This window comes from Acinetobacter sp. FL (assembly GCF_040744925.1).
Lineage (GTDB): Bacteria > Pseudomonadota > Gammaproteobacteria > Pseudomonadales > Moraxellaceae > Acinetobacter > Acinetobacter radioresistens.
The window spans coordinates 1,333,227-1,360,056 of record NZ_CP160437.1 but is presented as its reverse complement, the minus strand read 5'-3'; the positions used below and the strand labels follow the sequence as shown (position 1 = coordinate 1,360,056).

The following is a 26,830-nucleotide window of genomic DNA, read 5'->3' as shown; positions in this document are numbered from 1 at the left end:
TTAATTAAACGGGAGCTTATATGAAAATGGACGAAAAAAAAATTACTCGCATACCTGTTTCAGAACTTTTCTTAGATCCATTAAATCCAAGATTGGGTGAGTCAGCTGAAAATACCATTACACAAGATAAAATTATTTCTCTCATTATTGAACAATTTGGGATTGATGACCTTCTTAGCTCGATAGCATTTAATGGATACTTTGATGCAGAACCATTAGTTTGCCAAAAGCGAAATGGTCAACTTTTTGTCATTGAGGGTAATAGGCGTCTTGCAACTTGTTTAATACTAACCAACGACCCACGAGCCAAAGAGCATGCAAAAAACTTTAAATATTATATCGACTTGCATAAAGAACAAGGCTCTCCGAATGTTTCGAAACTACCAGTAGTAGTTTTTGATGAAAATGAGGATTCTAAAAAAATTAGTGCCTATTTGGGTATTAGGCATATCGTTTCGACTAAAGATTGGGACTCATTTGCTAAAGCACGATGGATTTACGAAACCATTACCAATCAAGGAATTTCAATTAAAGATATTTCCACAATGACGGGAGATAAAAGCGGAACTATCAAGAGTCTGTTATCTGGTTATAATTTTATGACTCAATTAGAGCAAGAAAATAAGTTTAATCGCAACAATACATTAAGAAAAGGGCGTGGCAGTAATGTTAGCTATCCTTTTTCATGGGTTTATACTTTATTCAATTATAATACAGCCAAGAGTTATCTTGAGTTAGATTTTTTTAATGAAGATGATAAACCAAACCCTAACCCTATACCTGAAAACAAATTAGATGATGCTGTTTTTGTTATTGATGCAATGTTTGGTAATAGCTCAAAAGGAAAAGATGCTTTATTAAATGACTCACGTGAATTATCAAAATTTGCAGAAGCTTTAGGTAGTCCTGAAAAAGTTAGATATCTAAAACAATGGAAATCTCTAGAAGAAGTAAATAACTTAACCACTGATATTAATACTCGTCTTGAAAATATCTTATTTGATAGTATTGAGCTTCTTTCAGAAGGGTTTCTTCGAATCACGGCTGAGCCAGAAAAAATAACAACAGATACAATAAAGATTAGTGAACCAAGGCTAGTACATATCAACAATATTTTAAAAAATATTAAAAAACAATTTACTGAAATTCAAACAAAAAGTTCTAGTGATTTTGATTTATAAGGTAATTTATGTTGAATCCTAAAACTATTGAAGATGCAGACCAAACTGAACTTGAGGCTGTATTTAATTCCTATGCTCCCGTAGATGCCGGGATTGTTGATGATAAACATGCATCTGCCTTAGACTCCATCGACCTTATAGATGATATTGCTTCATCTTGGACTGTTAGGGATGCTGAGCTAGACAGCATGAGCTCAGATGTATCTACTGAAATTAATAACCGTTTAAATTTATTAAATGATGCTTATCCATTCACACTAGAAAGTTCTAGTCTTAAAATAAAAATAGATTCTAAAAATATATTTTATATATTTTGTCTAATTTTATCTAACTCAAAACTTAAAGCAAGAAAGGGAGAAGAAGCTCACAATCAAAAAATGGCTAGGTTTTTCGAAAGAATAACTTTAAAAATTATAAAAAATTCTTTGGGTGAGTTTTCTAATTTTTACCATTTTGGATTCCCTCGAGATGATAATTCAAATATTGAAACCGCGATGCAAGCTCTTAAATCTCAATTGAAATTAACCCATGAAATGAATGTTAATTTACTTGAGTATAATGTAGATGACTTAAAATACCAAAAAGATTTAGGAATAGATCAAATCATTTGGATTAAACGTCCGGATAATAGATCACATTCTCATTTATTTCTATTGGGACAATGTGCTTGTGGTCAGGATTATAAACAAAAATATAATGATATAGATATCCGAAAACTAGAGAGCTACTTTAGACCGTTTACCTTTGTATCCCCAATTAAAATGATGAGTATTCCTTTTATATTAACTGATGGGGAAATGCATAAAATTTCAACCAGTGCTGGGTGGATATTTGATCGTATTAGTTTATCTAGTCTCTACAATAAGTTTGATAACCTTCAGCAAGAATTCAACTCAGAATTAATTGAGCTAATTTCAAACTCAACACCTCATGGAGAAAAATTCAAGGCGTCCTTTTTTTATGAGGCTCTAAGAAATGAAGTTCAATAAGCAAATACTCAAGCCCGCTCTAAATTAACTCCAGCAACGGAGGGTATTATAGAAAAGACTTGAGTCTTTTAGCAATAACTTCAAATAGTGGTGGTGGTACAGCATTCCCCACCACCTTATATTTATTTTCAATACTTACTTCTTGTTCTCTCGGAAAAATTAAATCTCCGAAGCCTTGAAGTCGTGCAGCTTCTTTATATGTGAAACGACGCGCAGGGGCTTTTGACACGAACTCCCAATGATCATCAGCTACTTTTATCATATCAGGACTAATAGGATGCAAAAGCATATGCCTTGCGCTACTTACCATAGTTCTTGATGTTTCATCCCAATTTCTTTTTCGATTACGAGACATGTAATACCAATGAAAATCTACATTATAGTATTCGTTTTCATCTGGCCATAAAGGTAATCCATGTAATGCCTCTCGAATCGTAATCTTCGACTGACCATCTATACCATGAGATGGTAATGGAAAATCAAAGTTAATCTCTAAATCATTACGAGTACCTACAATGAATATTCTTTTCCGTTCTTGTGCAGCTCCATAATCAGATGCATTCAAAACTTGATATTTAACTTTATAACCTGCTTCAGAAAATATTTTAATTTGGTCTTGTAATAGATGTTGAAAAGTTTTAGTTGTCATACCTGAAACATTTTCAACAATAAATCCTTTAGGTTTAATAATGTTAAGGGCGCGAGCGAATTCTTTGTACAAATGATTAAGTTTATTATCCGCTTGACGCGTCCCTCCTTGACTAAAGCCTTGACAAGGGTAACAACCTGCAAGAATATCTGCTTGAGGAAATTTTTCAATGAGCTTAATATTTTTTAAAATATAGTCTGTTTCAGGATGGTTGGCCTCATAAACCTCTTTAGCATAGGGCAATATATCATTTGCCATGACAATTTCGAAACCGGCCTTAACAAGACCAGCATCCGACCCACCACAACCAGAAAAAAGTGAAACAGCTTTCATTATCATCCTTAGCTTGCCATAACACGGCATTTTACACGTTAGAATAGTACAATATGAATTAACTCAACTCTAGTTCTAGCTAGAATTTATAACCTATTAAACTAGTTTTCGTATAAATATAAATCATTACTTACTGCCTATAAAAAATTAATAATTATTATGAGAAAAATTTGCTTCTATTACTTTACTGTCTATCTTAAATTTCTACAAAGTAAAAAATCGAATGAGTTGTTAATCTCAATCTTCAAAGAAGCCTGTCCTATGGGTATTTTCTTCTACTATAAAAATTAAAAAACCTTTTTTGGTAATAATAAAGGTAATTTAGCTCTTGCATTATATTACCTTTTAGGTAATATACATCTCACAGATAATAAAAAACCCCAGCGTTGTTCCACCAACCTGAGGCATGACCCACACTACTACTGTGAGTAAGTGAATTATGAAACAACATCACCCAAAGAGTCAAACCACTCAAATTCTTTTTCAAGAACCGACGGCTGAAGAAATGCAAAGCAAGCCCGGTTCGGTCTTCTCTAACATCTGCGCCATTTTACTCATTGCCAGTTCAGTCTTTGCACTGGTATGCATGCTGCGTAGCTGTGCGAATGAAGCTGAAACTCAGGCAGTCCAAGCCCATACCTATAACGCGAAGTTCTCTAAAACTGATTCTGCTTTAGTTCAGGTTGTGGAGGCGCGTTAATGAATGCAGCCATAAATCCAGACAAAGTTATTCCAATCCGGGCCAGCTCCCTGTCCGACCTGTTCGACTGTCCGGCACGCTGGGAAGCCAGGAATCTTTTAAACAAACGCACTCCAGCCGGTGCACGTACGCGCTTAGGTACAGCAGTTCATGAAGCAGTGACCCAGTGGGACTATCTGAACCTGATCGGAGAAGACGTCACCCTGGAAGAATGCCGCGAGATCCTGCATCACCAGATCTGGCAGCCAGGTGAAGAGGTAGATTGGTCTGACCTGGACCAAAATGCTGCTGAGGCAATTGGTCATTCATTAATGCAAAAGTACATCACTCATATTGCGCCAACCCAAAAATTTATAGGTGTGGAAGTGCGCTGTGAATCTCTCATCCTTGCTGATCTGGGCATTGAGCTTACAGGCACCATTGACCGCATCTATGAAAATAATGAGGGTGAACTGGGTATTGGTGACCTTAAATCTGGCAAGAATGCTGTGGCTTCAGACGGTACAGTCAAAACCGTAGGCCATGCACCACAAATGGGGATTTATACCGTATTGGCCAGTCATGCACTGCAAGAACCGGTGCTGGCCCCTGCCCGTATCTACGGCCTGACTACCGGAAAAACAGATAAAGGTCAGCACGTCGGTATCGGTGAAATCGACTCACCTGCAGAGGTACTTCTAGGTACCGAAGAAGAACCTGGACTACTGCACCACGCAGCAAAACTCATTAAGCACGGCGTATTTTACGGCAACTCAAAATCAATGATGTGCCACGACAAATACTGCCCTGTTTATCACACCTGCAAATTTCGAAAATAATTTTTATAAGGATTAAAACAATGACTTCTCAAGTAATGACTGCTGAACAGATCCGTACCTCACGTCAGACTGCTGTAGCAGCACCTAGACCCGTAGAAGTCAGCTTGACTTCACTAGAAGGTTTTGAACTGGCACAACGTATTGCCAAAATGCTTGCCGCCTCAACCATGGTACCGGAAGTTTACCGCGATACGCTAAAGATCAAAGACGGTAAAGACCAGAATGGAAACTGGCTGTACCGTAGTGAACCTAACCCGAATGGTCTGGTCAACTGTGTCATTGCCCTGAATATGGCAAACCGCATGGGTGCCGATCCGCTGATGATTATGCAGAACCTTTATATTGTCGAAGGTCGTCCAGCCTGGTCATCACAATTCGTGATCGGGGCAATTAATACCTCTGGCAAGTACTCACCGCTGCGCTTTGAAATGCAAGACCGTGGTGAAGTGGAAGTGACCTACACCACCAAGGAATGGAAGTGGAATGAGCGCGCCCGCAAGAGTCTGCCAGAAGAAAAAGTCCATACTGTCAAGCTACGCAATATCACCTGTAAAGCATGGGCCATTGAAACAGCTACAGGTGAGCGCCTTGAATCTGCTGAAATCTCAATGGAAATGGCAGTAAAAGAAGGCTGGTATCAAAAGAACGGATCTAAATGGCAAACCATGCCTGAACAGATGCTGCGTTATCGTGCTGCCTCATTCTTTGGCCGGATCTACGCACCAGAAGTGTTAATGGGTATCCGGACTCAGGAAGAAGAACAGGACGCTATTATTGATGTGACACCAGAACCAGTACAGCAGACCTCACCGGTGACTACCTCTGACCTTAAGGCCAATGTCGTTAAAGAAGCACCTGTACAACAGCAAGTCGAGCAACAGCCAGTTCAGGAAGAAAAGAAACCACGTGCACGTAAACAGCCAAAAGTTGTTGAAGCTGAAAATGTCCAGAATTCTACAGAGAATGAGGTCGTAGAGGCAGAGTTGACTGTGGAAGATCTTAAACAGCTACAGCAAGAAGCTGAGAACTTAATCCAGCAAAATAAAACATCAGAAACTGCTCAGGTCGATGTAAACAAATCTGCTGAAATTAAAAAGAGCTATATGAAGACGCTCACCAGTACCGTTCAAGCTAGCTCTATTAATGGTTTAAAAAGTCAGATCGAGAAGGAGACCAAATTAACTGAGGTCGATAGAAATTACTTATTGGCTTACGTCAAACAGCGTCTTGATGAGGAAGGTGTTTATCAGCAAGGACAGGCACCATTAGACAAGATCAAGAGCACTTCTACCCGGGCAGGACTGGAACGAATGATTGCAGATACTCAGGATGTGCATCAGCTAGAGACTGAAACAGCTCAGAGTATTAAAAACCATAAGGCCAAAATGACAGTGGAAGATTATAACGACCTGTTGAGTCTCTACGCACAGCGCAAAGAAGTGCTGTCACAGCAGGATATTTTCGCTGATGCGGTAAGTCTGGTGGATTCCTATATAGCCCATATTGATGCTGCCCAAAGTGTAGACCGTCTGAATGACATCATGAGTGATCCGGCAATTAATAGCCTTCCAGACGATGATACGGCGCGGATCAATGAAGCTTATGACCGTCGCTACGCAGAGATCAGTGAATAAGGGCCATGTCGCCCTTCGGGGTGGCAAATTCCATAATAGATATACGGCGGTATCACTATGAAATACACATACTCATCTATCACCCGCACCCTGACTGTCATTGGCTGCAAGATGGATCATATCTTTACCAATGTAGGCCTGTTTGAAATTGAAGCACTGCTGACTAATGCAAAATTTAAGGAGGCCACATGGAGAAGTTAAGTCAAGCTAAGGTAAAGGAGGTGACTTAAATGGCTCGCTATACCATCATTGTTGAAGCTGAGCGACCTCCGCAAATCATGCTGGGCCAGCAAATCGGCGGTGCAATAGTGAAGGAGTTAAAAGAAGTCGAAGTGGAGTTGGTTTCTGCTTCGTACCTGGCTCAAAAATACAACTTATCTGTGACAACTATCAGGGACAAGCTTGTATCGATCAACCAGGGCACACAAGGCAAGGCTTTATACCATCCGCGTCTTGCACACGATATGCTCACCACAAAAGTAAAAAGAGGCAGGCCGAGAGCTAATTAGCTCTCACTGTCATTAAACATTTCTACCAAGTCTTGAGCGTCAGGATTATAGTAAGTGTTCACCAGCATCGAGATAGTTTTATGGCCAGTGATCTTGGCTAATACTTCAACTGGCAATTTCCGAACCTTTACCATTCTTGTAATTGCTTCATGTCTTGAATCATGGAAATTAATATGCGGTAGCCCTGCTCTTTTCTTGGCTCGCATCCATGTTGCACAGAATCTGTCCTTATCGAGTGGTACAAGCTGCTTATTGGTTTTCGGGAGTAATGCTAAGAGCCGCTTCGCTTCTTTAGATAACGGTACGTTTCGGGAGTCACCGTTTTTCGTTACGGGTAAATGCACAAAACCTTCTTTAATGTCTTGTCTTTTCATGGCAAGGATTTCACCCTGACGCATTGCTGTTTCCAAAGCGAATAGAAAGGCCCATGCAACATAGTGGCGTGATATTTCAGGTGTCGTGGTTCCATCCCAGCTTAATGATTTAAGCATCAAAGCTTGATCTTCTTCTGTGATCCGCTGACTTCTTGATTTTTCCTTACCTGGCATCGTAACCGAATGCCATACATTAGATTCAATCAAAAATAGTTCTTTCATGGCATATGTGAACACGGCTGAATAAATTGCGTGTTCATTTCTAAGCGTTGCCACCTTAACTTCTTTTTTTCTGTTGTTCCGCCACTCTGCAATATCAGCAGGTTTAAAATCATAAATAGACTTGTCTGCCAAGTTTGGCGCAATACGATCAAGGTTTTTAATCTTGAAATTGATGGTTCGTGCAGATCGCATATGCCGACCATGTTCTTGATAATATTTTGCGCATAAATCTCTAAAAAGATATTTAGGCTTTTCACCCTGTTCGATTGCTTTTTTACCGGACCGGAGCTCGGACAATTTATCCATCGCCCAAATCTCACATTCTTTTGCAGAGTCTCTAGTGACTGAATAGCGTTTTTTTTGGAAAGTCACAGTAATGCGCCAACTTGACCCGCGTTGGATGGGTTTTGGTAGTTTCATTTCTTGGTGCAGATTTGGTGCAGATTACTTTTTATTCTAGCGATAAAGTTAAAAAATGAAAGGAAATAGAGGGGATTTTGTGCAGATAAATCTTGGATTTAGTTATTCTATTGCTTGACCACTTTGCCTTAATACATTGTTTTTTATGATTTAAGTTTTAATTAATTTTTAATTTCTGTCTAAAATTGGAAGTATGTCACCTAAAATCATTGTATACTACCCTTAAATGATGATGCGTATTGCTCCGTCATAACCCTGATCGAAACAAATCACTGATCTAAACCGAATGAATATTTAATGAGTACCCTACTACTAATTACCTCTGCTCCGACTTCAATATATGCCTGGCATGCACTTGGTCTTGCTCAGGCCTTAAAAACTAAAGATGAAAACTTTCGTGTATTTTTTTACCAAGATGGTGTAATGGTAGCCAATAGCTTGCAATGGTTACCAGATGATCAGCGCAGTTTGACTCACGAGTGGCAAAAACTAAATATTCGCTTACCGGTATGTGTCAGTGCAGCACTAGCACGTGGCATTACTGATGAGCAGAATGCACAGCGTCATCAGATCAGTCAATACAACCTTGCTCAGGGATTTGAACTGGTTGGATTAGGTGAACTGGCAGATGCCGTACAGTCTGCTCAACGTTTAATTCAATTCTAAGTTGTTATTTTCAATAGATTGTTGCTTTTAAAAGGTGAATTGTGTGAGAACTGTACTTGTTATATTAACCCAGCCTAACCTTGGTAGTTTACAGATACATGAAAGCCTTTCAGCCACAATGGTTTTGGCGACTTTTGGCTGTCAAGTCAAAGTGTTACTGCAAGATGCAGCTCTCACTCTATTACGCTCCAAATTAGAATTTGACCAGTTACGCTATGCCTTCAAGATTGCATCAAATCTGTTAGATAGTTTTGAATTTTATGATTTAACACCTGTACTTATAGAGGAAGAAGACCAAAACTCTTCTTTTGTAAAAAATACTCAGCAGGAAATTCAAATTGTAAAGTTTGATGCCGAATTAATTCGCTCTTTTGATCATGTTCTGTATTGGTAATTTTCACGAGTAATATATATGACAGATAAAACCCTTTTTCTTGTACAGTCAGATTACTCCTCCACTCCTCAGGCATTAAGCAAATTAGAGAAAATTTATAGTCCTGAAGATACCATAGTCCTTATGGGTGAAGCAGTGCTGTATTTTTCTGTCGAGTGGTTAAAAGAGTGTACCTCCCTTTTCATATTAAGAACTGATACAGAACTTTTAATAGAAGAACTCCCTGATTTTATTGATCAAATTGATTATTTAAAATTTGCAGATATTATTTTGCAATTCAATCGTTGTATTCGCTTGAAATAATACTTAGGCTATTTTTATGAATCTTAAACTGGATCAGGACGGCCATCTGGTCGATTATACGTTGTGGAATGAAAAGGTTGCTCAGCAACTGGCAAAATCACTGGAGCTTGAATTAACTCCTTGGCACTTCAGAGTCTTACAAGCCGTACGTCAGTTTTACCATCAGTATGGGCATTCTCCTGCCACCCGCCCGCTAATTAAGTATCTGATCAAGACTCTGGATGATCCATTAATTGATAATGCCCTTTTACAGGAAAAATTTAATACCGGTCTAGTTGCTCGGCACTTGAGCCGTCTTGCTGGTATTCCTAAACCTGCTAACTGCCTTTAAAAGTATTTTAAATAGGAAATGAGCAAGATGAAGCCAATTAAAATAGAATAACTTCTTGTTTCCTCTTCTTTTGCTCAAGATATAAACAGGAAAACTTACTGGTAATTAAGATTTTGCCAATATGACTTGCTGAATACTCAGACTGGGATGAGATCAAGTTCCAGCTAGTATGAACAAAAAGGTCAACTTGCTGTATGATATTTATACTATATATTTTTACTGAAAATTTATTTAGATTAAGTAAATCTCCTATTTATTTCCTTTAGATCTATTGGCTACTTAATAACTATAAATTCACCTTTAGTAAATTTTTCAATTAAAAATTTTTAAGTAGATTCATGAGTAAATGAAGAAAAACCCAACTTTATGTATGCAAACCTTCTTTAATAGGACTCTCGTTAAAATCCTCTTCTTTTTAAAAATATTTATTTAATTTCAATAGTTTAATCATATATTATTAAAAATAAATTTTTTATTTATCATTCAGTTAAGATATTAAATTAAAAAATAGAATCCTCGAATTTCCGTATAAATCAAACATTTAATTATATTTAAAAATTTATGTAATAATTTTTAAATCTATAAAAAAATATTTACAGAAAACTTAATGATAAAATTTGTAAATAAAAATATTTTATAAGAGTAAATAAGTAAACTTTTAACTCATTACTGAAAATTTTAATACATCTAGCCAGTTCATGAGATCTGTTAAAATTTAAAAAAATTCTAAATTTGTCATTTTTTAACATTGCCAATTCCCTGCAAAGTTTTCAATATATAGCTTAATTTTGGCATTGATCTTCTGTTTCAATTAATACAAATTATAAAGAATTTGCAGAATAATATGCCATAATACGCAAACTTTGCTGACATCTTGCAAAGAATGCATATATTTTTGATATTGGAGCAGGCTGGATGAGTTCAACCATTTTGGTTATTCATGGACCGAATTTAAATTTGCTAGGTAAACGTGAACCGGAAGTATATGGTCGTCTTAGCCTTCAGGATATCAATCAAAGTCTGATTTCACATGCTCAAAAAGCAGAATTTTCTCTAAATACTTTTCAAAGCAATTGGGAAGGTGCAATTGTTGACCGGATTCATCAGGCTCAAGATGATGGTACACAGTTTATTATTATCAACCCTGCTGCACTGACGCACACTTCAGTAGCTTTACGCGATGCCTTGCTTGGCGTTGCGCTTCCTTATATTGAAGTCCATCTTTCTAATGTGCATGCCCGCGAAACTTTTCGTCATCATTCTTATTTATCCGACAAAGCAGTCGGTGTGATCTGTGGTTTAGGAGCAAAAGGCTATCATTTTGCTCTGGACTATGCGATCGAAAAAATTAAACCCTCTTCTCACCAATCATAATTAGGAAGACTCATCCATGGATATCCGCAAAATCAAGAAACTCATCGACTTGATGATTGAATCCGACCTGCAGGCGATTGAAGTCAAAGAAGGCGATCAGTCTATCGCCCTGACACGCCGTATGCCGGTCGTTGCAGCGGCGGCTACTCCTGCGATGCCAACTCCTGCTGCATCAGCCCCTGCAGCTAAAGCACCACGTGGTGCAGTAGAAACGTCTCCAATGGTCGGCGTGTTCTATGCCGCACCAAGCCCAGGTGAAGCGCCATTTGTTAAAATTGGCCAGACTGTTTCTGCCGGTGATACGTTAGGTATTATTGAAGCAATGAAAATCATGAATCCGATTGAAGCCACTCAAAGCGGTGTAATTGAAGAAATTCTGGTCAAAAATGGTGAAGTCATCCAGTTTGGTCAACCATTATTCCGCTATCGCGCTTAATACCCGGGGATTCATATGTTGCAGAAAGTTTTAATTGCAAACCGAGGTGAGATTGCCTTGCGCATCACCCGGGCTTGTAAAACTTTAGGAATTAAAACCGTTGGTATTTATTCCGATGCCGACAAGGATCTGATGCATCTACGCTTTTGTGATGAAGCAGTATGTATAGGGCCTGGTACCAGCAGTGAAAGCTATCTAAATATTCCGGCTATTATTACAGCAGCAGAGATTACCGGTGCAGATGCAATTCATCCGGGTTATGGTTTTTTATCTGAAAATGCTGAATTTGCAGAAATCGTAGAAAGTTCAGGATTCATCTTTATTGGTCCACGTCCTGAACATATTCGCCTGATGGGTAATAAAGTTTCAGCAATCATGGCGATGAAAAAATCTGGTGTACCGACCGTACCTGGTTCAGCTCATGCTGTAACGACCAATAATGCTCTTGCTGAAGCAAAAGAAATCGGTTTTCCGCTGATTGTTAAAGCTGCCTCAGGCGGTGGTGGCCGTGGTATGCGTATTGTCGAGCGTGTAGACACTCTGCTTGAATCTGTCCAAGCTGCCCAGCGTGATGCTGAAATGTGGTTTGGTGATGACACGGTTTATATGGAGCGTTTTCTGCAAAAACCTCGTCATGTAGAAGTTCAGATTTTGGGTGATGGCAATGGTCATGCCATTCATCTTTATGACCGTGACTGCTCTTTACAGCGCCGTCATCAGAAAGTTCTAGAAGAAGCACCTGCACCATTTCTGCCAGAACAGGCACGTGCAGATATTCTTGAAGCATGTGTGAATGCTTGCAAATTAATGCAATACCGTGGCGCAGGAACATTCGAGTTTTTATTTGAAGATGGTGAGTTCTTCTTTATTGAAATGAATACGCGAGTTCAGGTTGAACATCCGGTGACTGAAATGGTAACGGGTGTAGATATTATTGAACAGCAGTTGCGTATTGCAGCAGGTATCGGGCTTGATCTTCAACAGGAAGATATTAAAGTACGCGGCCATGCAATCGAATGTCGAATCAATGCAGAAGATCCTTCAACCTTTATGCCGTCACCAGGTAAAATCGAGCAATTTTATGCTCCAGGTGGCGCAGGTATCCGCTTAGATTCACACATATATCCAGGCTACAGTATTCCACCTTATTATGACTCTATGATTGCCAAGCTGATTTCACACGGTAAAGATCGTGAAACTGCAATTGCCCGGATGAAACAGGCACTAGATGAAATGATTCTTTCTGGAATTAAAACCAATATTCCATTGCATAAAGATCTTATTTTACAAGATAAGAATTTCTGTAGCCAAGCTATGGATATTCACTATCTGGAAAAGCATTTACTTAAACAGCTTGAAGGTCAGCAAGAGGCCACCAAAGCCAGCTAGTGATGTATCATGATAAAAAAGCTTCTTGATTCAAGAGGCTTTTTATTACCTGATTTTTTATGGTTTATGAAAACTAAAGTTAAATAGTACAAAGAAGTTTAAGGCAAAATTCGCTTTAATGTAGCAAAACACTCCTGCCCTTTTTCTGTAGCACAAAAATTGATCGTATGAGTATTTTTCCATTGGACAAAGTACTGAGAAATCTCACCCGTCTGGTCTTCTCGTCGACCAGAGCAATCCGTCTGATTATTATCGTATCTTACCTGCATGATTAACGCAGGCAACTTGTCTTTTAAGTCATCTGAAGGTTGATAATCATAAAGTGCATACGACCACTCTTGACCACTTTTAATCATTACTTCATTGTCATTTCGAAAATTATAATATTCTACACATTTTTTATTGTTAGGAATTTCCATGCCCCATAGACCCATAATTTCAGGACGAGTAAAAATACGGATCGTATTAGCAGATAATTTTTCTGACTGGGCTTCAGTTTGCGCAGAAGATGTTGATACTGGTTGCTGTTCTGCCCATACCCAACCTGAACAAAGTGTAATAAGAGCTGTAAGATATAGTTTTTTCATGAATTTTTTAACCTTGTCCCCATAAAATTTAAGTTAGCATAAATTTGTAAAAAAACTTGTTTGAATAACGTTATAAAACAATATTTATCTTCACTCTTGATTTATTGCAGAGGGGTTTTACAATTAGGTAATATTATAAAAATCAGCTAAGCTAAATTGCTCCGTATCATAATATACGTGTACATCCCAGAAATAAAAGATCAAAGATATAAAAATACATAGGAAATATTTAAATAATGAAAATTCAAGAATATATGCAATATGATGGCTTGGGACTAGCTCATCTTGTTAAGAATAAACAGGTACAGGCTTCCGAACTTTTAGAACTTGCTATACAACGCGTAGAAATTGCAAACCCTGAGCTCAATGCAATTATTATTCCTATGTATGAGTATGCTCAAAAGCGGACAAAACTGGATTTAAATGGTCCATTTGCCGGTGTACCTTTTTTAGTAAAAGACCTGTTTCAAGAATACAAAGGCATACCGACCAGTTATGGCTGTCAGGCATTAAAAAAGCTCCCCTACATTCCCGAGTTTAATGCGGAGATTGTAAATCGCTGGGAGAATACAGGTATTATTACATTAGGCCGCACCAATACACCTGAATTTGGTATCAAAGGAATTACTGAACCAGATGCATGGGGGAGCTGTGCTAACCCATGGCATTTAAAACACAACAGTGGCGGTTCTTCTGGTGGTTCTGCCTCAGCTGTAGCAGCAGGTATTGTACCGGTAGCAGGTGCAGGAGATGGTGGAGGTTCTATCCGGATTCCTGCATCCTATTGTGGTTTGTTCGGACTTAAACCTAGTCGTGGTCGTACGCCATGGGGCCCTGGTATGAGTGAGGCCATGCACGGCGCAGCTATGCAGCATGTTCTGACACGAACAGTACGAGATAGTGCAGCTATGCTTGATGCAACACAAGGATTTGAATCTAGCTCGCTCTTTAAAATTGAGGCTCCTTTACAGCCTTATAGTGAAGTTATTCAGCAGCCACCCAAGCAATTAAAAATAGCTTTTTCTACTGTTTCACCTATTGGTACACCAGTTTCTAAAGATGCTGTTAATGCAATTCAGCATACTGCTAAAATTTTAGAGTCTTTAGGGCATATTGTTATAGAAGACCAGCCCGCAATCGATGGTATGGCCTTAGCCAAAGATTTTATTACGACATGGTTTAGCCAGTTCTCTTATATGTTGGCACAGATCAAGCAGCAGACTCATGCTAAAGATCAGGATTTTGAACTGGATTCTCTAGCCTTGGCTGCCTTCGGAGCACAAACTAGTGCTAATGAGTATATTCATAATCTCAATAACTGGGGCGGTTATGTCAGACAAATGAATTATTTTTTTAATCAGTATGATCTTTATTTAATACCAGCTACTGCTTCAGTAGCCCCTAGAAATGGAGAGGTTACCACACCAAGCTGGCAAAAACCGATCCTGAAAATGTTAATTAAGTTAGGTAAAGCACATTATCTTGCACGCGGAAAACTGGTCGAACAAATTATTCGTGAAAATCTGAAATGGGTACCCTTTACCCAGCTGGCAAATATTACCGGACTTCCAGCAATGTCAGTTCCACTATATTGGAACAAGGAAAATCTCCCACTAGGTTCTCAATTTATTGCACCGTTTGCCCGTGAAGACCTCCTCTTCCAATTGGCTACTCAGTTAGAACAGGCTCAACCATGGATAAGCAAGTATCAAGAAATTAAGGTCTAGCTCTATAAAAGCCTGTTATCACACAGGCTTCATTTCAGTTTGTCTGAAAACCTCAGCGATTTTATATATAAAATTAAAAATTAAAGCTAATGTTTTTTCAGAATGATTTGTTGAGTTCCATACAAAGATTAATATTCGCTTGACCTTGACGCGCTTGGAAACATAAAAACAGTCTGCCCCCCAAGATCTGCCAGTAATAGCCTTCCAGTGCATTGTCTGATGCTATACCTCATCCCCATATAAGTACTATCTAATGCCTGATCCCGACTTTGCTTGCTGCCTGGGTGTGAAGTTATCCCAAATAAGTCGCTTTAGTTCTTACACTTTACTTCAATCTGATACTCATCTTGAGTAACTTTAATTTTAATCTTTTTATATCTTCTTTTATTAGGGTCTATAGCAGAGCCTGCTACTTCTTCAAAAAAGGCTCTATCATTCATTAATTCCCCATAAGCCTTATAACCAATCAATATTTTTTCTGGCGACTGATTTTCTTCCTTAATTCTAGCAAGCATATTGTCTAGATTTTTAACATGGATATTTGGCATAATTGAGCTACTCAAAAAGTTAAGACTCAATTTTCTTCTATTTTTATGACTAAAAGATGAATTTACTCTTTATTAGATTCAAATATATATTGAAAGTTCATTGTTTTAACTAGAATTAATTAAAAATTTTATGGTTTTTTAATACATCTTGATTTAACTTTATACAGCCTAATTTCTGGATTGAAAAAAACTAAAAGTGACTTTAATTACTCAATGGATATTAAACTATTTTCAACTAAGAAACAGGTCCCAAGTCCCTTGAATTAAAAAATGAATAATAAGCTATAAATTTAGATGTCTTTTTTAGCATTATCATATTAATATATTATAGATAATTAAAAAGCTCATCTTTCAATGAGCTTTTTAAATTGTATTCATATATGAGTTTTATTAGTTACTTTAACTATGAAAATCCCTTAATATAAACTGTTTAATAGTTTCATCAAAATTAGCTTGTGAAAAGTTTAGCTTATTATGTTTTAAATTTTTATAGCAATAGCTAACTGCCATACTCATACCAAATAAAGTCAACAATTTCATTGCTCACCTCAAATTATTTAACTGACTGAATATAAAACTATCATCTTAATATGTAGCCTTCCAACCCATTTTCTCTTACTTTCTGTACCTCATGTAAAAGGATGTATATAAAAAAAGCTTGTCAAATGACAAGCTTTTTTTGCATATTCATAGAGTAAACTTAATAAATCTTCATCTCTGTAGTAGACTCTTTTTTAATCAAAAAACATACTACCCACAAGATGTAACTATATTGTAATTATGATTTAAACTCTTTAACCACATGAAGCATCTTTAATCTGGTTAGTTACAGGATCTATAATTACTGTAATGCGCTCAATACGATAGTCCATCGTAGCTGGCTGATTAGGAGTGAGAGTGCGAACAATTTTAGAACCAGTTTTCTGTTTAATTTGCTCATCACTTAAACCAGTATGTCCAACCAGTTTTTTAGCTTCTGCCGGAAGACACTGAGCCTGACCCATATTAGTATTATTGGATACTCCATTTTCTGGAGAGTTTGCACAAGCAGTTAATCCTGTAGCTACCAGCGTTAAAGCTAAATAAGTAATTTTTTTCATCATCTCTACTACCCTTCTTCAAAAAAACAACCCTAACAAAAAAGTATTCTTATAATCAATAAACATATATAGTTCATTTGTAGAATTAACTAGTCATTCGAGCTACTACCATCAGAGCTTGAAGATGTATCGTTATTAGTATTATCCCAAGAGCCAGTAGCTCCACCTCCACTAAATGAACCATTATTCCCTGTATATTCTATATGCTTTGATGAGGAATCCTGCTCTAGGGTGCTTATATAATGATGACTACAAGTAATTTCATGAAATGAGTTTTTAATTGGTCCGCAGTAGCGTAAACTTTTGTTTCTTCGATACTTAAATTTTTTATAGCCTATAAAAATTAAGAGTAATATAATTAAACCAGAGACTACATAAAGCATAATAATTACTCTGTTGTTGACGTATAACTTACTTTTAAAACTTAGAGGTTAATATATTAAATATTTAGTTATTTGTAGTAGGTTGAATCATTATCTGACGCAGAATTACTCTCTTTTGGATATCTATTGCTATGAGATTCATTTTTGCTCTTCTTTCTAAAAAGCTCTATATTGATTAAAACATACAGAACACCTAATAAAATTAGACCCAAAATCATGAAAAATAAATTCATTTAGCAAGAGCCTACATATAAATTAAGTAATCTATTTTTTAAATAAACTCTAATATTTAATAAATGAGCTACCATTAACTAAAATAGATATTTTGATAATTTACTTAACTTCATAAATAAATTTTTATGAATCCTGCTCTAATGTATGAGGAGACTCAGGTTGGTTTTTATCACTTTCTTCTTTCTTGTTCGCACAAGCAGTTAGACTAAGAGTTACAGCTAAAATAACACCAGTTATAGTTAAATTTTTCATATTTTTCCTATCTTTTCATTACCTAGTTCATTATTATAGAAGATATAAATTACCAATTCTCTCTACTTATATAGTACAAATGTTATAAATACGTATAAAAACTTGTCTTTGAAAATATATAAAATTTATCTTTTCTCCTATAAACTACATATATATTTAAGTAAAAAATGATTCCTTTTAATTATCTATTTATATAATTTTTTTACTCTTGTGATAGAATTTACAAAAACAAATTACTACGTGGATACTCATATCGTAGTGTATATTTAATAGAATTAATAGCTGGCTAACTTTCTGGCATGCCAAATACTTACCAAAGAAAAATTTTTAAACTTAATTTAAGAAAATTAATTCTAATTTTAACTGCTTTAGCAGTCTCATTTTTATTTGTTATCTCCTTAGTAGCAAGTTATATCCTTTTTAAGAAAGAATTAGTCAAGAAATCACTTTTTCTCAACTATGAATATGCTTCTAAAATTGCTTCGAATACTGACAGGAAACTTCAAGTTACTTTAAACGAACTGAAATACAGCGCAGATATAATAGGTCAGGGCTTTGATCAGCGTACATTTAAAGAACATGAAGTTGAGCGACTTAAAATCTTTCTCATCACTTTGACACTTTAATTATAGGTAATAGCCAAGGATCGGTTACTGAATACACATTAAAGCAGCTTAATCTTGATCAAAGACAAGTGTCTACCTCACTGGGAGTTCAGGGATCTTTACGAAGTAAGCATGCTTATATCTCACCGCCCTATTATTCAGTCAGAAATAATTTGGTAATCTTTATCTCACAGCCAATCTTTGATAATAAACATATCTATAAGGGGTATGTAGGCACTTTAATTCATTTAAAAGAAACTAACATGATTAATGAATTACTGCCACTGGAATATAACTATAAAAATAACAATATCTATATCATTGATAGAAATGGAAAAATTGTATTTGATCCGAATAGGAAAAAAATCGGGGGTCTCGTAGCCCAGAATAGTAGTATGGCGTCTATAGAGTATAGAAAAAGTGGGAAAACTGAATTAATCAATGATATAGGAACAAAATACGTAGCTGGTTTTGCCTACATACCTACAACCGGATGGATTGTTGTTTCACAAGAACCATTGGCCGATTTAATTGATGAAACCAAATCAATTATTTTTAGATTAAGTGGTGTGATCTTTATATTTTATCTATTAATTTTCTATATTGTCTGGAGAGCATCTGCATTTATATCCTCACCTCTCCATGAGCTTGCCAAGATGGCGAGTGCTTTGAACCAACCTGAGACTAAAACAAAAATTAAGAAAATCAAGCCATGGTATTACGAAGTACAAAAATTCAAATTTTCATTACTTTCTAGTATTGAAAAATTTAGTAGTAAAATTGATGAAATGAACTTTCATATTAATTCTGACCCCCTTACTCAACTCTTTAACCGTAGAGGCATGGAAATTTTTGTTAAAGAAATGATAGATTCTGATATACATTTTTCTATATTACTTATAGATATAGACCGTTTCAAACGCGTTAATGATACTTATGGCCATGATATAGGAGATGAGGTATTAAAAATACTAGCGAAACTTATACAGGAAAATTTTCGTAAAGAAGATCTGTGCTGTCGTTACGGAGGTGAAGAGTTTATTGTGGTTATTCCAAATAATAATAAGCAGGAAATTTATGAAAGTGCAGAGAGATTTCGACGTATTGTAGAAGCATTTGAAATTAATAATGTAGGTAGAATTACCATTTCTATAGGTATCGCATCGTGGCCAGACAGTGCAGAAGAATTTACACAAGTTTTAAAGATTGCTGATAATAATCTTTACTATGCAAAGAACAATGGCCGTAATCAGATTAAATATAGCTAGTTATAATAAAAATAAAACGACAGAAATAATCTGTATAATAAGTATTTAATAAAATTATATAATATTTAAATTTAAAATAAAATGCTGACCTTATATCAATATAAGAGACTAATATTTTGTTTTTATCTAAATATATTGTACCACCCTCTTAAAACTATAAAATAAAAATCATTGTATAAAATTAAAAATATTATAGGGTTATCACATTTCTCATACAAAAAAACAGGTTATTTAAAACCTAATCTAAAAATTAAACCTTTGTTTTTTATAAATTTAATTTTTAAAAACTGATTTTTGGATTTTATGTAACTTATTGAAATAACTATTTTTTTATTAAAAATTCTATAAAATAAACCAAGGAACTAAAATCATTACTTTGAGCAAATATATATGAATCTGGTGAGGCTGCTATACGTAAGTAAGCTTAAAAAAAATAAAAATGCCGTTAAAGATTTAATGGATATTCTTACAGAAGCTATAACATATAATAGTCCCCATGAGATTTATGGAGCATTATATTTTGGAAATGGATACTTCGTACAATGTCTTGAAGGCGAAAGAGATAAGCTTGAGCATCTTTTTTATAAAAAAATCATTAGAGATCCTCGACATGAGCAATGTGAAGTTATTTATCTTGAACCGATCAAAAGTCGCCTATTTGCAAATTGGCATATGAAATATGCAGCTTTTAACAAGGAAGTTATGCACTTTTTTAAAGATCACCATCTAGAAGCTTTTAATCCTTATTTATTAACGAACCATACTATCTCTCCTTTTATTAATTTACTGGCTAAACAAAAAGACGGTATTAGTACTCTAAGGTTAAAATAGTAACCTCAAAAAATTAATTTTTATAAATTCATTTAGTTTAATAATCAGTTGATCTAAAATAAATTTTTATGTTAATGTTTGTTAATTTAACAGGGAATAGTGATGTTATATAATTAAATATAAAAACTCATTATTTAAGTTTTTAAAAAAATATTTTCCAGTTGAGAGCTAAGGTATTTTACAAATTGTGTTTTATTTTCAATCCTCGGCATCTCTACACTCCAAAAGGTATAGAACTTAAGATTAATTTCTAATGTTATACTAATAGCTCCAATTTCTAAATCATATTCTATCGCTTCTAGGTTTGAAAAAACTTCTATGACTTTAGCTAAGAATAAAATCTTATTTCGTTCTTTCGACTTTACAGGTTTGTACGCCTTTAAAGTCTGACTATAAAGGTAATCATATAAATCTGGACAGAAATTTTCTTGATGCTTTATCAAAAACTTTAGAACCTTATATCATTAGAAGAATTTATTTATAACATTATCTTATTCAAAATCTGGTAAGCATATTGTAAGTTTTAATATTATTTTTATCGACATAAATATATTTAATATAATCTTCTAATTATAAATATTTTATAGCTTATTTTTTAATACGAGTTATTAGACTATATAACTTCTAAAGCTATATAACCCGAATCCTGCTTAAGCCGATGATTCCTTAATTTGAATTGTTGGCTTATTTTGATGAGTGAGTTGATATGCACATAGTGAGGCGTAAATTCCACTCAGAAATCCATGAAGACTACGTGCTTTACTCGTCACTAAATTGTATTGCCCCTTCAATAAACTGAATAATGTTTCTATCTTATTGCGTTGTCTTAGGTGATATTCATCTGATGCACAAAGTTGAATAGCCTGCATATTCTTTCGATGATAAGTAATTAAATCAATACCTTGATATTTCAATCTAATTTTTAATTCTTGGCTGATGTAACCTCGATCCCCGTAAAGTTTTGCTTCTATACCAGCAACCAATTGCTCAACCATTTTTATGTCAGCAACATGTCCATTCGATAAAGCAGAACAGGCAATTTCACCAAATTGATTCATCGCAATATGTAATTTACAGCCATAAAACCAGCCCATTGAGCTTCTACCACGTGATGCAATTTGGACTAATGATTTATGATGCTGAATACGTTGAGTTTTACAAACTGGCAGAGTTGTTGAATCAATCCATAAATATTGTGTACCTTGGCCTTTCATCAGTGCCACATGTAAAGCGTGTAGGGCTAATTCATGCATATTGATCAGATGAATCATCCTTTGATAGCAAGGCAAGTACTTAAATAAATGGATTTTATCTTCTTTTAACTAGGTGAAAAAGGCTTTGAAATTATTGAAATGAGAGCATTTGTACCAAATGGCAATAAAGCAGATTTCTGAAATTGTAAGTTGAGCAGTTCTGATTCTTAAGGAACCACGGTTTTGTTTGAGAAACTCCCAATAAGTTGCTTCAAATTTAAGAAAAAAATCATCAATTATGCAGAATAATTCGGTACTATCGAACATCAGGACTAGAGTTGTGAGTTTGGTGTGGTAACTTAACTGATGGCTCTAGTCCTCTTATTTTTCAAGTCAATTTCTTATCCGCGATTCGGGTTATATAGTCTATTTGCTGCTAGCAGTTTTGCTTTAGGCTATAGTAGCTATCTGGCTGTTTAGCTAGAAGATCTATAAAATTAGGTATAGTTCCAGTATTAAGTAAATACGGATTAAACTCATCAAGGTGATGTTCACAAAAAAAGCTTAATATATCCTTATGGAAAATTGCATATTTCATATGCCAATTTGAAAATAAACGTTCGTTTATATTCTCAAAAGACATAATTTCACATTGTTCATGACGTATGTCTCTTAAAATTTTATTATAAAATAAATGTTCTACTTTTTCTTTGTCTCCTTCAAGACACTGAACAAAATAATTATTACCGTAGTAAAGGGCTCCATAAATTTGATTAGGATTATTAAAATCTAATGCTTCTGTAAGAATGTTGAATAATTCATTCATAGGATTAGCACAGTCTTTTAACTTGCTTACATACAACAATCTTACATCACTCACGTTCACCTCCAAACCAGACATATAAAAACCCACATAAAAAACTTTAAAAACCGACCTTATATAAATTATCTTTTTCCTGTATGAATAAATGATGAACCACAACTCTATTAACATCAGTGATGCTACTTATCTTTCTTATGAAGATTAAGATGAAGACATACCTATTGGCCTGTTATATCGTTGGTCATTTTTTCATGATGCATTTAAAAGCGGAACGGCTTATCCGGCAACCCATAGTTTTTTTACACTTAGCTATGACTGTCATGATCATTCTTCCCGATTTTGGGAAAGTCGTAATATGAATCAATACGCTAAGGATCTTGCAAGCTTTATGCAAAGTTAAACCATAAAGAATAATACTCATTAGCTCTCTACAACAGCAATGTCATAGCACACTATTTGAAGAACTATGGAACCAAATTAACAAAAAACTATTTTTACTTTCAACAGTTAACCTTTTTAATGAAGCCTGATGATAATCCAAAAAATGTATCATAAGAAATATTTACTACTATATATGAACAAATATTGAGTAATTGAGTGGCTTTTTATCTTTGATTCGCTAAAGACTCTATGGTTTTAATGAACTACTTCTTCTAAAGATATTCGAAGTCTCATATAAAATTTTCTTATATAAACCTTAACAGGCTTAATTAAAACACCCGCTGTTTGAACTACCGCGTTTTCTGAAAGAGACCACGAAGATGACTTAAAATTTATGTATCTAATCTGGTATTTTACTAAAATAATAACGAAATCATTTCTTCGAATGCCTCTGGTACAGAAGTACTTAAAGTTACTTGCTAATGTTGAGAGTTTAGAGATATGAGGTGCTCCATATGGATAATGCAATACCTACGTAAAGATAATTATTTTATTCTTACTCTATTTTTATATTTTACGAGTACTAAATAATAATATACTTTTAGTTAGAGTCTATAAGATAAAATATATCAGGACCATCTGCAAATTTTATTAGCCTATCTTGTAATCTATAAACTTATATATTTTTCAGCTTGACGATTATTTATAGATATCAAACTACATTTACAGCCTTTTTTTGGTTTACTCCAGTGTTCTGTAGCTGATCTTTGAAATTCTATATCAGTAATTTTAAAAATTTTATTATTGAAGTCATAACATTGTTGAGGAGTAGCACTATCAATCACAGGAGACCATAAAATATGACTATAGTTCTCACCTTTACTTAAATCGAAATTACTTTTTGCAATAAGATAGTTAAATACAAACATTTGCCGATTAATTAGCCAAGCCCGATAATCAGAGTCTGCTTCTAAAGATTCCCTATCAATATAAGAATGGATATTTTTTGGAATAAGTGCAAGAAATCTATTAATAAATTTATTGAATAATAGTCTATTCTCTTTTAACTTGGGATTATTTAAGTGACTATGAATATCTAAAATTTCCTGTTTAAAAAATTGAGCATCGGCTCTGCATTGTATACCTATTGCACTTAATTCTTCTCTTTCCTCATCAGACATAGAGTTAAACCATAATTTATAAGATTTCCTGCTACTCTCTATTAACTTCTTTTTCATTATAATCATCTTTTCAATAAAAATTTTTAATTATTTTAAATACTAGTATTTTTAAAAAAGATGTAAAAACGTAACATTAGTTAATAGATTTGTTTTTATAAAACTAAAGTTTTAATTATTTCAGGCTAAAACATTAAGAAGTTTAAGTTAAGATTGTTTTAGTAATTATAGTTAAATAATTTTTTATATTAAAATAAAAAAGCCCAGACTTTAAGAGAGGGCTTTTTTAACAGGCAAGAGTTCAGCTTGCCGATATTTACTATTACATATGCTGATCATTCTGATTTTGATCATTCTGTTGACGCTGCTGATCAGTTTGCTGATTCTGCTGGTCATTCTGATTGGTCTGCTGACCCTGCTGGCGTTGTTGATCATTTTGCTGATTCTGCTGGCCTTGTTGACTGCTCTGCTGACCTTGTTGACCACTTTGCTGATTCTGTTGGCCCTGTTGATGTTGTTGATCATTTTGCTGATTTTGTTGATTTGACATTTTAAAATTCCTCATAATCTTAATAGAGTGGCTAGATTCCTATCTAGTTCTATTAACATACACCTTTCTTTTAAATATATATTCCAAGAATGTATCAAATAATATAAATGTAATTTAAAATTATACTCCTTAAAAATAAGGCCTTATATTTATTATATTTATAAAGTTGCTTATTTACATAAATTACTTAAAATTATTTTTATAGGTTAGAGATTCCATACTCAAGCTCGGGAATTTAAATCCTCTTAATTTAATAAAATATATTCTATTAGAATATATTTATAATTCCCAATTATTATAAAGACACTGAAATAATCTTAATTTCAGTGTCTCATCACTAATACAATTATACTATTTCAAACTATCTCTCTCGAAATAATTTTTTATTAAGTTAACTATTATTTTGCCGAACAAGAAGTTGGTGTTTTTCCATTATTGAGAGTCTTTAAAAACTCTGCTGAAAAATTTGGACTTTGACGTACTGCATCTCGGTGGTCACCTCCATTAATAGAATGGTATACAACTGGTTTATGAGCTTTACAAACTTGCTGATAATAAGCATAGGTTCCGCGTGGATCTACCAGCTGATCATTCGTGCCTTGTACAAGCATGAGAGGTACAGTAGGAGTCATACGCTCAATAGACTGCAATTTAAGGTAATCAAGCAATGGTTTTAAATTGGCTTCTGGCTTAAATATACGATCTGGCGACTGCTTTAGCTCTGTTTGCATTTCACTCAGACAGCGTTTACGTCCTTGATCAAGTAAAAGCTGCATTTCTGGACTTACCAGATTATCAGGATTTATAGCAGGGTCAGCAGCTTGAGCGCCGAGTAGAACTATTGGAAAAAAAGCAGCAACGTTGGTGTCAGGTTTAGGATGAGTTTGGGCATACTCAGCAATACCCTCATACTGATATCCGCCTGGTGCAAGAGCCAGTGCCGCCTTCAGATTAAGCTCAGGTGCATCTTTTTGTCCATATGCAGCTACCGCTAATGCAGCTGCTCCTCCCTGACTATGACCCATTACTAACCATTGCTTGTTAATCTGGCCTGGCATTAAAACATGTAGTGCACGCACTGCATCAACTACTGTATGTAATTGGCTAGTAGCATTCATATAAGGATGCCCGCCTGGAGTGCCTAAACCTTGATAATCAGGTGCAACTATCGCATAACCGCGTGCTAACCAAGTATCTAAGGCAGCATCAGCGACTTGTTGATAACTATGGACTGGTCCGCCTGCATAATCTTCTGAAGGTGCACATGTGTCTGCAACTCCTGTAGTACCATGTGCCCAGGCAAGTACTGGCCAGCCCTGTCTTGGTGCTTTGCCTTTAGGGAGAATAATAAAGCCTGAGGCAACAATAGGCTCCCCATATACTCCCCGACTACGATAATTAATCAGAAACCGTTGTCCGGCATGTGCATAGCCCGCTCCCGGCTGCTGTGCCTGAGCGGATAAAATTGTGCCAGGTTTAGTACTGGAAATATGATAATTTTTAGAAGCTACAGTAGTGTTAGTTTGGCTAACAGCTAAAGTTGTACAGCCAAAGGTAAGGGCTGCGATTAGAAATTTTAAAGGATGAGATAATTTAATCAAGGGTTTGTACTCCGCCGCCATTTACAAATAAGGTTTGACCACTGATCCATGAAGATATAGGAGCAGCAAAGAATAAGACTGCTTTAGCAATATCTTCCGGTTCACCTAAACGCTGCAATGGGGTATGAGCCAGCATGCGTTTTTCAATTTCAGGAGTGAGAACTTTTGCCAGTGCAGCTGTACGAATAGCCCCTGGTCCTACAGCATTAATGCGTACTATAGGCCCAAAGTCATGTGCTAAATTAGCACCCATATGATTTAACGCAGCCTTAGAAGCAGCATAGCCGCTCATAGCAGGGCTCTTATTAACAGAACTCATAGAAGTAATATTAACTATTGAACCGTAGCCTGCTATATTCATATGCGGAACTACAAGTTGACAGAGACGCCAGGCAGCGAATACGTTCAGCTGAAAGTCACGAACAAAATCATCTACACTAATCCGATCAGGCGCTTCATGACCGCCTCCGCCTCCGCCAGCATTATTGACCAGTATATGGATATGCCCAAATGCTTCTAATGTACTTTCAACAGCTCCTACTAGCTCACTATCCTTGAGAATATTACATGCGATACTGCGTATATCACCTCCTGTCTGTTCTTTAATGTACTCAGCAGTCTGTTGAGCAGCCTCTAAATTCAGATCAGCTATCATCACATTAGCTCCTGCTTCAGCTAATAATGAAGCACAGGCCCGGCCTATGCCTGCGGCTCCGCCTGTAATTAATGCCGTTTTGCCGGATAAATCTAATAGGGACTGATACATTTTCTTGTTCTTCTCCTGTAGATAAAAATATATGAAAGATTTAAAGTCTTAGCTTAAGATTATTCTTTTCAAGATATCTCC

Annotated in this window: 28 protein-coding genes and 2 pseudogenes; 17 read left to right on the top strand and 13 right to left on the bottom strand. The window is 35.5% G+C overall.

The genetic code is table 11. The features are described 5' to 3' along the window. The first annotated feature begins 20 nt into the window (after positions 1 to 20). Positions 21 to 1,181, top strand: a complete 1,161-nt coding sequence (locus ABZP31_RS06290) for a hypothetical protein (protein ID WP_262475534.1) — start codon at positions 21 to 23, stop codon at positions 1,179 to 1,181. Between the two features lie 8 nt (positions 1,182 to 1,189). After that, on the top strand, positions 1,190 to 2,170 hold the full coding sequence (locus ABZP31_RS06285) for a none (RefSeq protein WP_262475535.1): 981 nt from the start codon (positions 1,190 to 1,192) through the stop codon (positions 2,168 to 2,170). 46 nt (positions 2,171 to 2,216) lie between these two features. Here ABZP31_RS06285 and ABZP31_RS06280 read toward each other — a convergent pair whose 3' ends face one another. Next, positions 2,217 to 3,152, bottom strand: coding sequence for a DNA cytosine methyltransferase (locus tag ABZP31_RS06280; RefSeq protein WP_262475536.1), 936 nt, complete (start codon positions 3,150 to 3,152; stop codon positions 2,217 to 2,219). A gap of 439 nt (positions 3,153 to 3,591) precedes the next feature. Between ABZP31_RS06280 and ABZP31_RS06275 the strand changes: the two genes are divergently transcribed. The 5 genes from ABZP31_RS06275 to ABZP31_RS06255 are packed head-to-tail and all read left to right on the top strand — an operon-like array spanning position 3,592 to position 6,813. Next, positions 3,592 to 3,852 (top strand): hypothetical protein, encoded by a 261-nt coding sequence (locus tag ABZP31_RS06275; RefSeq protein ID WP_262475537.1) that lies wholly within the window; start codon positions 3,592 to 3,594, stop codon positions 3,850 to 3,852. Further along, positions 3,852 to 4,670, top strand: a complete 819-nt coding sequence (locus ABZP31_RS06270) for a RecB family exonuclease (protein ID WP_367156938.1) — start codon at positions 3,852 to 3,854, stop codon at positions 4,668 to 4,670. The genes ABZP31_RS06275 and ABZP31_RS06270 overlap by 1 nt, the downstream gene beginning before the upstream one ends. A gap of 20 nt (positions 4,671 to 4,690) precedes the next feature. Further along, complete coding sequence (locus ABZP31_RS06265) at positions 4,691 to 6,304, top strand: recombinase RecT (protein ID WP_262475541.1); 1,614 nt, start codon at positions 4,691 to 4,693, stop codon at positions 6,302 to 6,304. Between the two features lie 57 nt (positions 6,305 to 6,361). Continuing rightward, positions 6,362 to 6,505: a hypothetical protein gene (locus ABZP31_RS06260; protein WP_262475542.1), complete on the top strand. Its 144-nt coding sequence runs from the start codon at positions 6,362 to 6,364 to the stop codon at positions 6,503 to 6,505. Between the two features lie 29 nt (positions 6,506 to 6,534). Then, on the top strand, positions 6,535 to 6,813 hold the full coding sequence (locus ABZP31_RS06255) for a hypothetical protein (protein WP_005404168.1): 279 nt from the start codon (positions 6,535 to 6,537) through the stop codon (positions 6,811 to 6,813). Here the strand turns inward: ABZP31_RS06255 and ABZP31_RS06250 are convergent. Beyond that, positions 6,810 to 7,829, bottom strand: coding sequence for a site-specific integrase (locus ABZP31_RS06250; RefSeq protein WP_005404169.1), 1,020 nt, complete (start codon positions 7,827 to 7,829; stop codon positions 6,810 to 6,812). The genes ABZP31_RS06255 and ABZP31_RS06250 overlap by 4 nt on opposite strands. A gap of 297 nt (positions 7,830 to 8,126) precedes the next feature. Between ABZP31_RS06250 and tusD the strand changes: the two genes are divergently transcribed. The 7 genes from tusD to accC all read left to right on the top strand — a co-directional run bounded on the left by tusD (position 8,127) and on the right by accC (position 12,722). Continuing rightward, positions 8,127 to 8,495: a sulfurtransferase complex subunit TusD gene (gene tusD / locus ABZP31_RS06245; protein WP_005014468.1), complete on the top strand. Its 369-nt coding sequence runs from the start codon at positions 8,127 to 8,129 to the stop codon at positions 8,493 to 8,495. A gap of 43 nt (positions 8,496 to 8,538) precedes the next feature. Beyond that, entirely contained in the window at positions 8,539 to 8,889 is a 351-nt protein-coding gene (locus ABZP31_RS06240; protein WP_005014469.1) for a hypothetical protein, read from the top strand. Positions 8,890 to 8,907: 18 nt separating this feature from the next. Beyond that, positions 8,908 to 9,192: a hypothetical protein gene (locus tag ABZP31_RS06235; RefSeq protein WP_005014470.1), complete on the top strand. Its 285-nt coding sequence runs from the start codon at positions 8,908 to 8,910 to the stop codon at positions 9,190 to 9,192. Between the two features lie 16 nt (positions 9,193 to 9,208). Further along, positions 9,209 to 9,523 carry a TusE/DsrC/DsvC family sulfur relay protein gene (locus tag ABZP31_RS06230; RefSeq protein WP_005014471.1) on the top strand — a complete coding sequence of 105 codons (315 nt, stop codon included), beginning with the start codon at positions 9,209 to 9,211 and terminating at the stop codon, positions 9,521 to 9,523. A gap of 915 nt (positions 9,524 to 10,438) precedes the next feature. Continuing rightward, positions 10,439 to 10,897 (top strand): type II 3-dehydroquinate dehydratase, encoded by a 459-nt coding sequence (gene aroQ / locus ABZP31_RS06225; protein WP_075039898.1) that lies wholly within the window; start codon positions 10,439 to 10,441, stop codon positions 10,895 to 10,897. Between the two features lie 16 nt (positions 10,898 to 10,913). Further along, positions 10,914 to 11,333, top strand: a complete 420-nt coding sequence (accB, locus tag ABZP31_RS06220) for an acetyl-CoA carboxylase biotin carboxyl carrier protein (protein WP_005014474.1) — start codon at positions 10,914 to 10,916, stop codon at positions 11,331 to 11,333. Positions 11,334 to 11,348: 15 nt separating this feature from the next. Next, positions 11,349 to 12,722 (top strand): acetyl-CoA carboxylase biotin carboxylase subunit, encoded by a 1,374-nt coding sequence (accC, locus tag ABZP31_RS06215; RefSeq protein ID WP_005025758.1) that lies wholly within the window; start codon positions 11,349 to 11,351, stop codon positions 12,720 to 12,722. A 98-nt stretch (positions 12,723 to 12,820) separates the two neighbouring features. Here accC and ABZP31_RS06210 read toward each other — a convergent pair whose 3' ends face one another. Beyond that, positions 12,821 to 13,309 carry a hypothetical protein gene (locus tag ABZP31_RS06210; RefSeq protein ID WP_005025756.1) on the bottom strand — a complete coding sequence of 163 codons (489 nt, stop codon included), beginning with the start codon at positions 13,307 to 13,309 and terminating at the stop codon, positions 12,821 to 12,823. Between the two features lie 236 nt (positions 13,310 to 13,545). On the opposite strand from ABZP31_RS06210, the gene ABZP31_RS06205 reads away from it, so the two are divergent. Next, the gene (locus tag ABZP31_RS06205; protein WP_367156937.1) at positions 13,546 to 15,036 is read left to right on the top strand and encodes an amidase; all 1,491 of its coding nucleotides are present in this window, start codon (positions 13,546 to 13,548) and stop codon (positions 15,034 to 15,036) included. A 311-nt stretch (positions 15,037 to 15,347) separates the two neighbouring features. Here the strand turns inward: ABZP31_RS06205 and ABZP31_RS06200 are convergent, their stop codons facing one another. The 3 genes from ABZP31_RS06200 to ABZP31_RS06190 all read right to left on the bottom strand — a co-directional run bounded on the left by ABZP31_RS06200 (position 15,348) and on the right by ABZP31_RS06190 (position 17,553). After that, positions 15,348 to 15,584, bottom strand: coding sequence for a hypothetical protein (locus tag ABZP31_RS06200; protein WP_248135415.1), 237 nt, complete (start codon positions 15,582 to 15,584; stop codon positions 15,348 to 15,350). Positions 15,585 to 16,378: 794 nt separating this feature from the next. Next, positions 16,379 to 16,687, bottom strand: coding sequence for an I78 family peptidase inhibitor (locus tag ABZP31_RS06195; protein WP_005025747.1), 309 nt, complete (start codon positions 16,685 to 16,687; stop codon positions 16,379 to 16,381). Positions 16,688 to 17,424: 737 nt separating this feature from the next. After that, positions 17,425 to 17,553 carry a hypothetical protein gene (locus ABZP31_RS06190; RefSeq protein WP_005014493.1) on the bottom strand — a complete coding sequence of 43 codons (129 nt, stop codon included), beginning with the start codon at positions 17,551 to 17,553 and terminating at the stop codon, positions 17,425 to 17,427. 299 nt (positions 17,554 to 17,852) lie between these two features. Here ABZP31_RS06190 and ABZP31_RS06185 point away from each other — a divergent pair. Both ABZP31_RS06185 and ABZP31_RS06180 read left to right on the top strand, forming a co-directional pair. Next, a pseudogene (locus tag ABZP31_RS06185) lies at positions 17,853 to 19,426 on the top strand (sensor domain-containing diguanylate cyclase). Between the two features lie 390 nt (positions 19,427 to 19,816). Beyond that, positions 19,817 to 20,257: a BLUF domain-containing protein gene (locus ABZP31_RS06180; RefSeq protein WP_005014499.1), complete on the top strand. Its 441-nt coding sequence runs from the start codon at positions 19,817 to 19,819 to the stop codon at positions 20,255 to 20,257. A 134-nt stretch (positions 20,258 to 20,391) separates the two neighbouring features. Here ABZP31_RS06180 and ABZP31_RS06175 read toward each other — a convergent pair whose 3' ends face one another. The 7 genes and pseudogenes from ABZP31_RS06175 to ABZP31_RS06145 form a co-directional block, all read right to left on the bottom strand. Then, complete coding sequence (locus ABZP31_RS06175) at positions 20,392 to 20,700, bottom strand: hypothetical protein (protein ID WP_106439086.1); 309 nt, start codon at positions 20,698 to 20,700, stop codon at positions 20,392 to 20,394. 207 nt (positions 20,701 to 20,907) lie between these two features. Then, positions 20,908 to 21,777: pseudogene (locus ABZP31_RS06170) on the bottom strand (IS982 family transposase). 109 nt (positions 21,778 to 21,886) lie between these two features. After that, positions 21,887 to 22,330, bottom strand: coding sequence for a BLUF domain-containing protein (locus ABZP31_RS06165; RefSeq protein WP_248135413.1), 444 nt, complete (start codon positions 22,328 to 22,330; stop codon positions 21,887 to 21,889). A 992-nt stretch (positions 22,331 to 23,322) separates the two neighbouring features. Then, positions 23,323 to 23,835 (bottom strand): hypothetical protein, encoded by a 513-nt coding sequence (locus tag ABZP31_RS06160; protein WP_227548694.1) that lies wholly within the window; start codon positions 23,833 to 23,835, stop codon positions 23,323 to 23,325. A gap of 319 nt (positions 23,836 to 24,154) precedes the next feature. After that, on the bottom strand, positions 24,155 to 24,382 hold the full coding sequence (locus ABZP31_RS06155; protein WP_017401138.1) for a hypothetical protein: 228 nt from the start codon (positions 24,380 to 24,382) through the stop codon (positions 24,155 to 24,157). A gap of 398 nt (positions 24,383 to 24,780) precedes the next feature. Further along, entirely contained in the window at positions 24,781 to 25,983 is a 1,203-nt protein-coding gene (locus ABZP31_RS06150; protein WP_017401139.1) for an alpha/beta fold hydrolase, read from the bottom strand. After that, positions 25,976 to 26,749, bottom strand: coding sequence for a glucose 1-dehydrogenase (locus ABZP31_RS06145; RefSeq protein ID WP_017401140.1), 774 nt, complete (start codon positions 26,747 to 26,749; stop codon positions 25,976 to 25,978). The genes ABZP31_RS06150 and ABZP31_RS06145 overlap by 8 nt, the downstream gene beginning before the upstream one ends. Positions 26,750 to 26,830 lie beyond the last annotated feature (81 nt).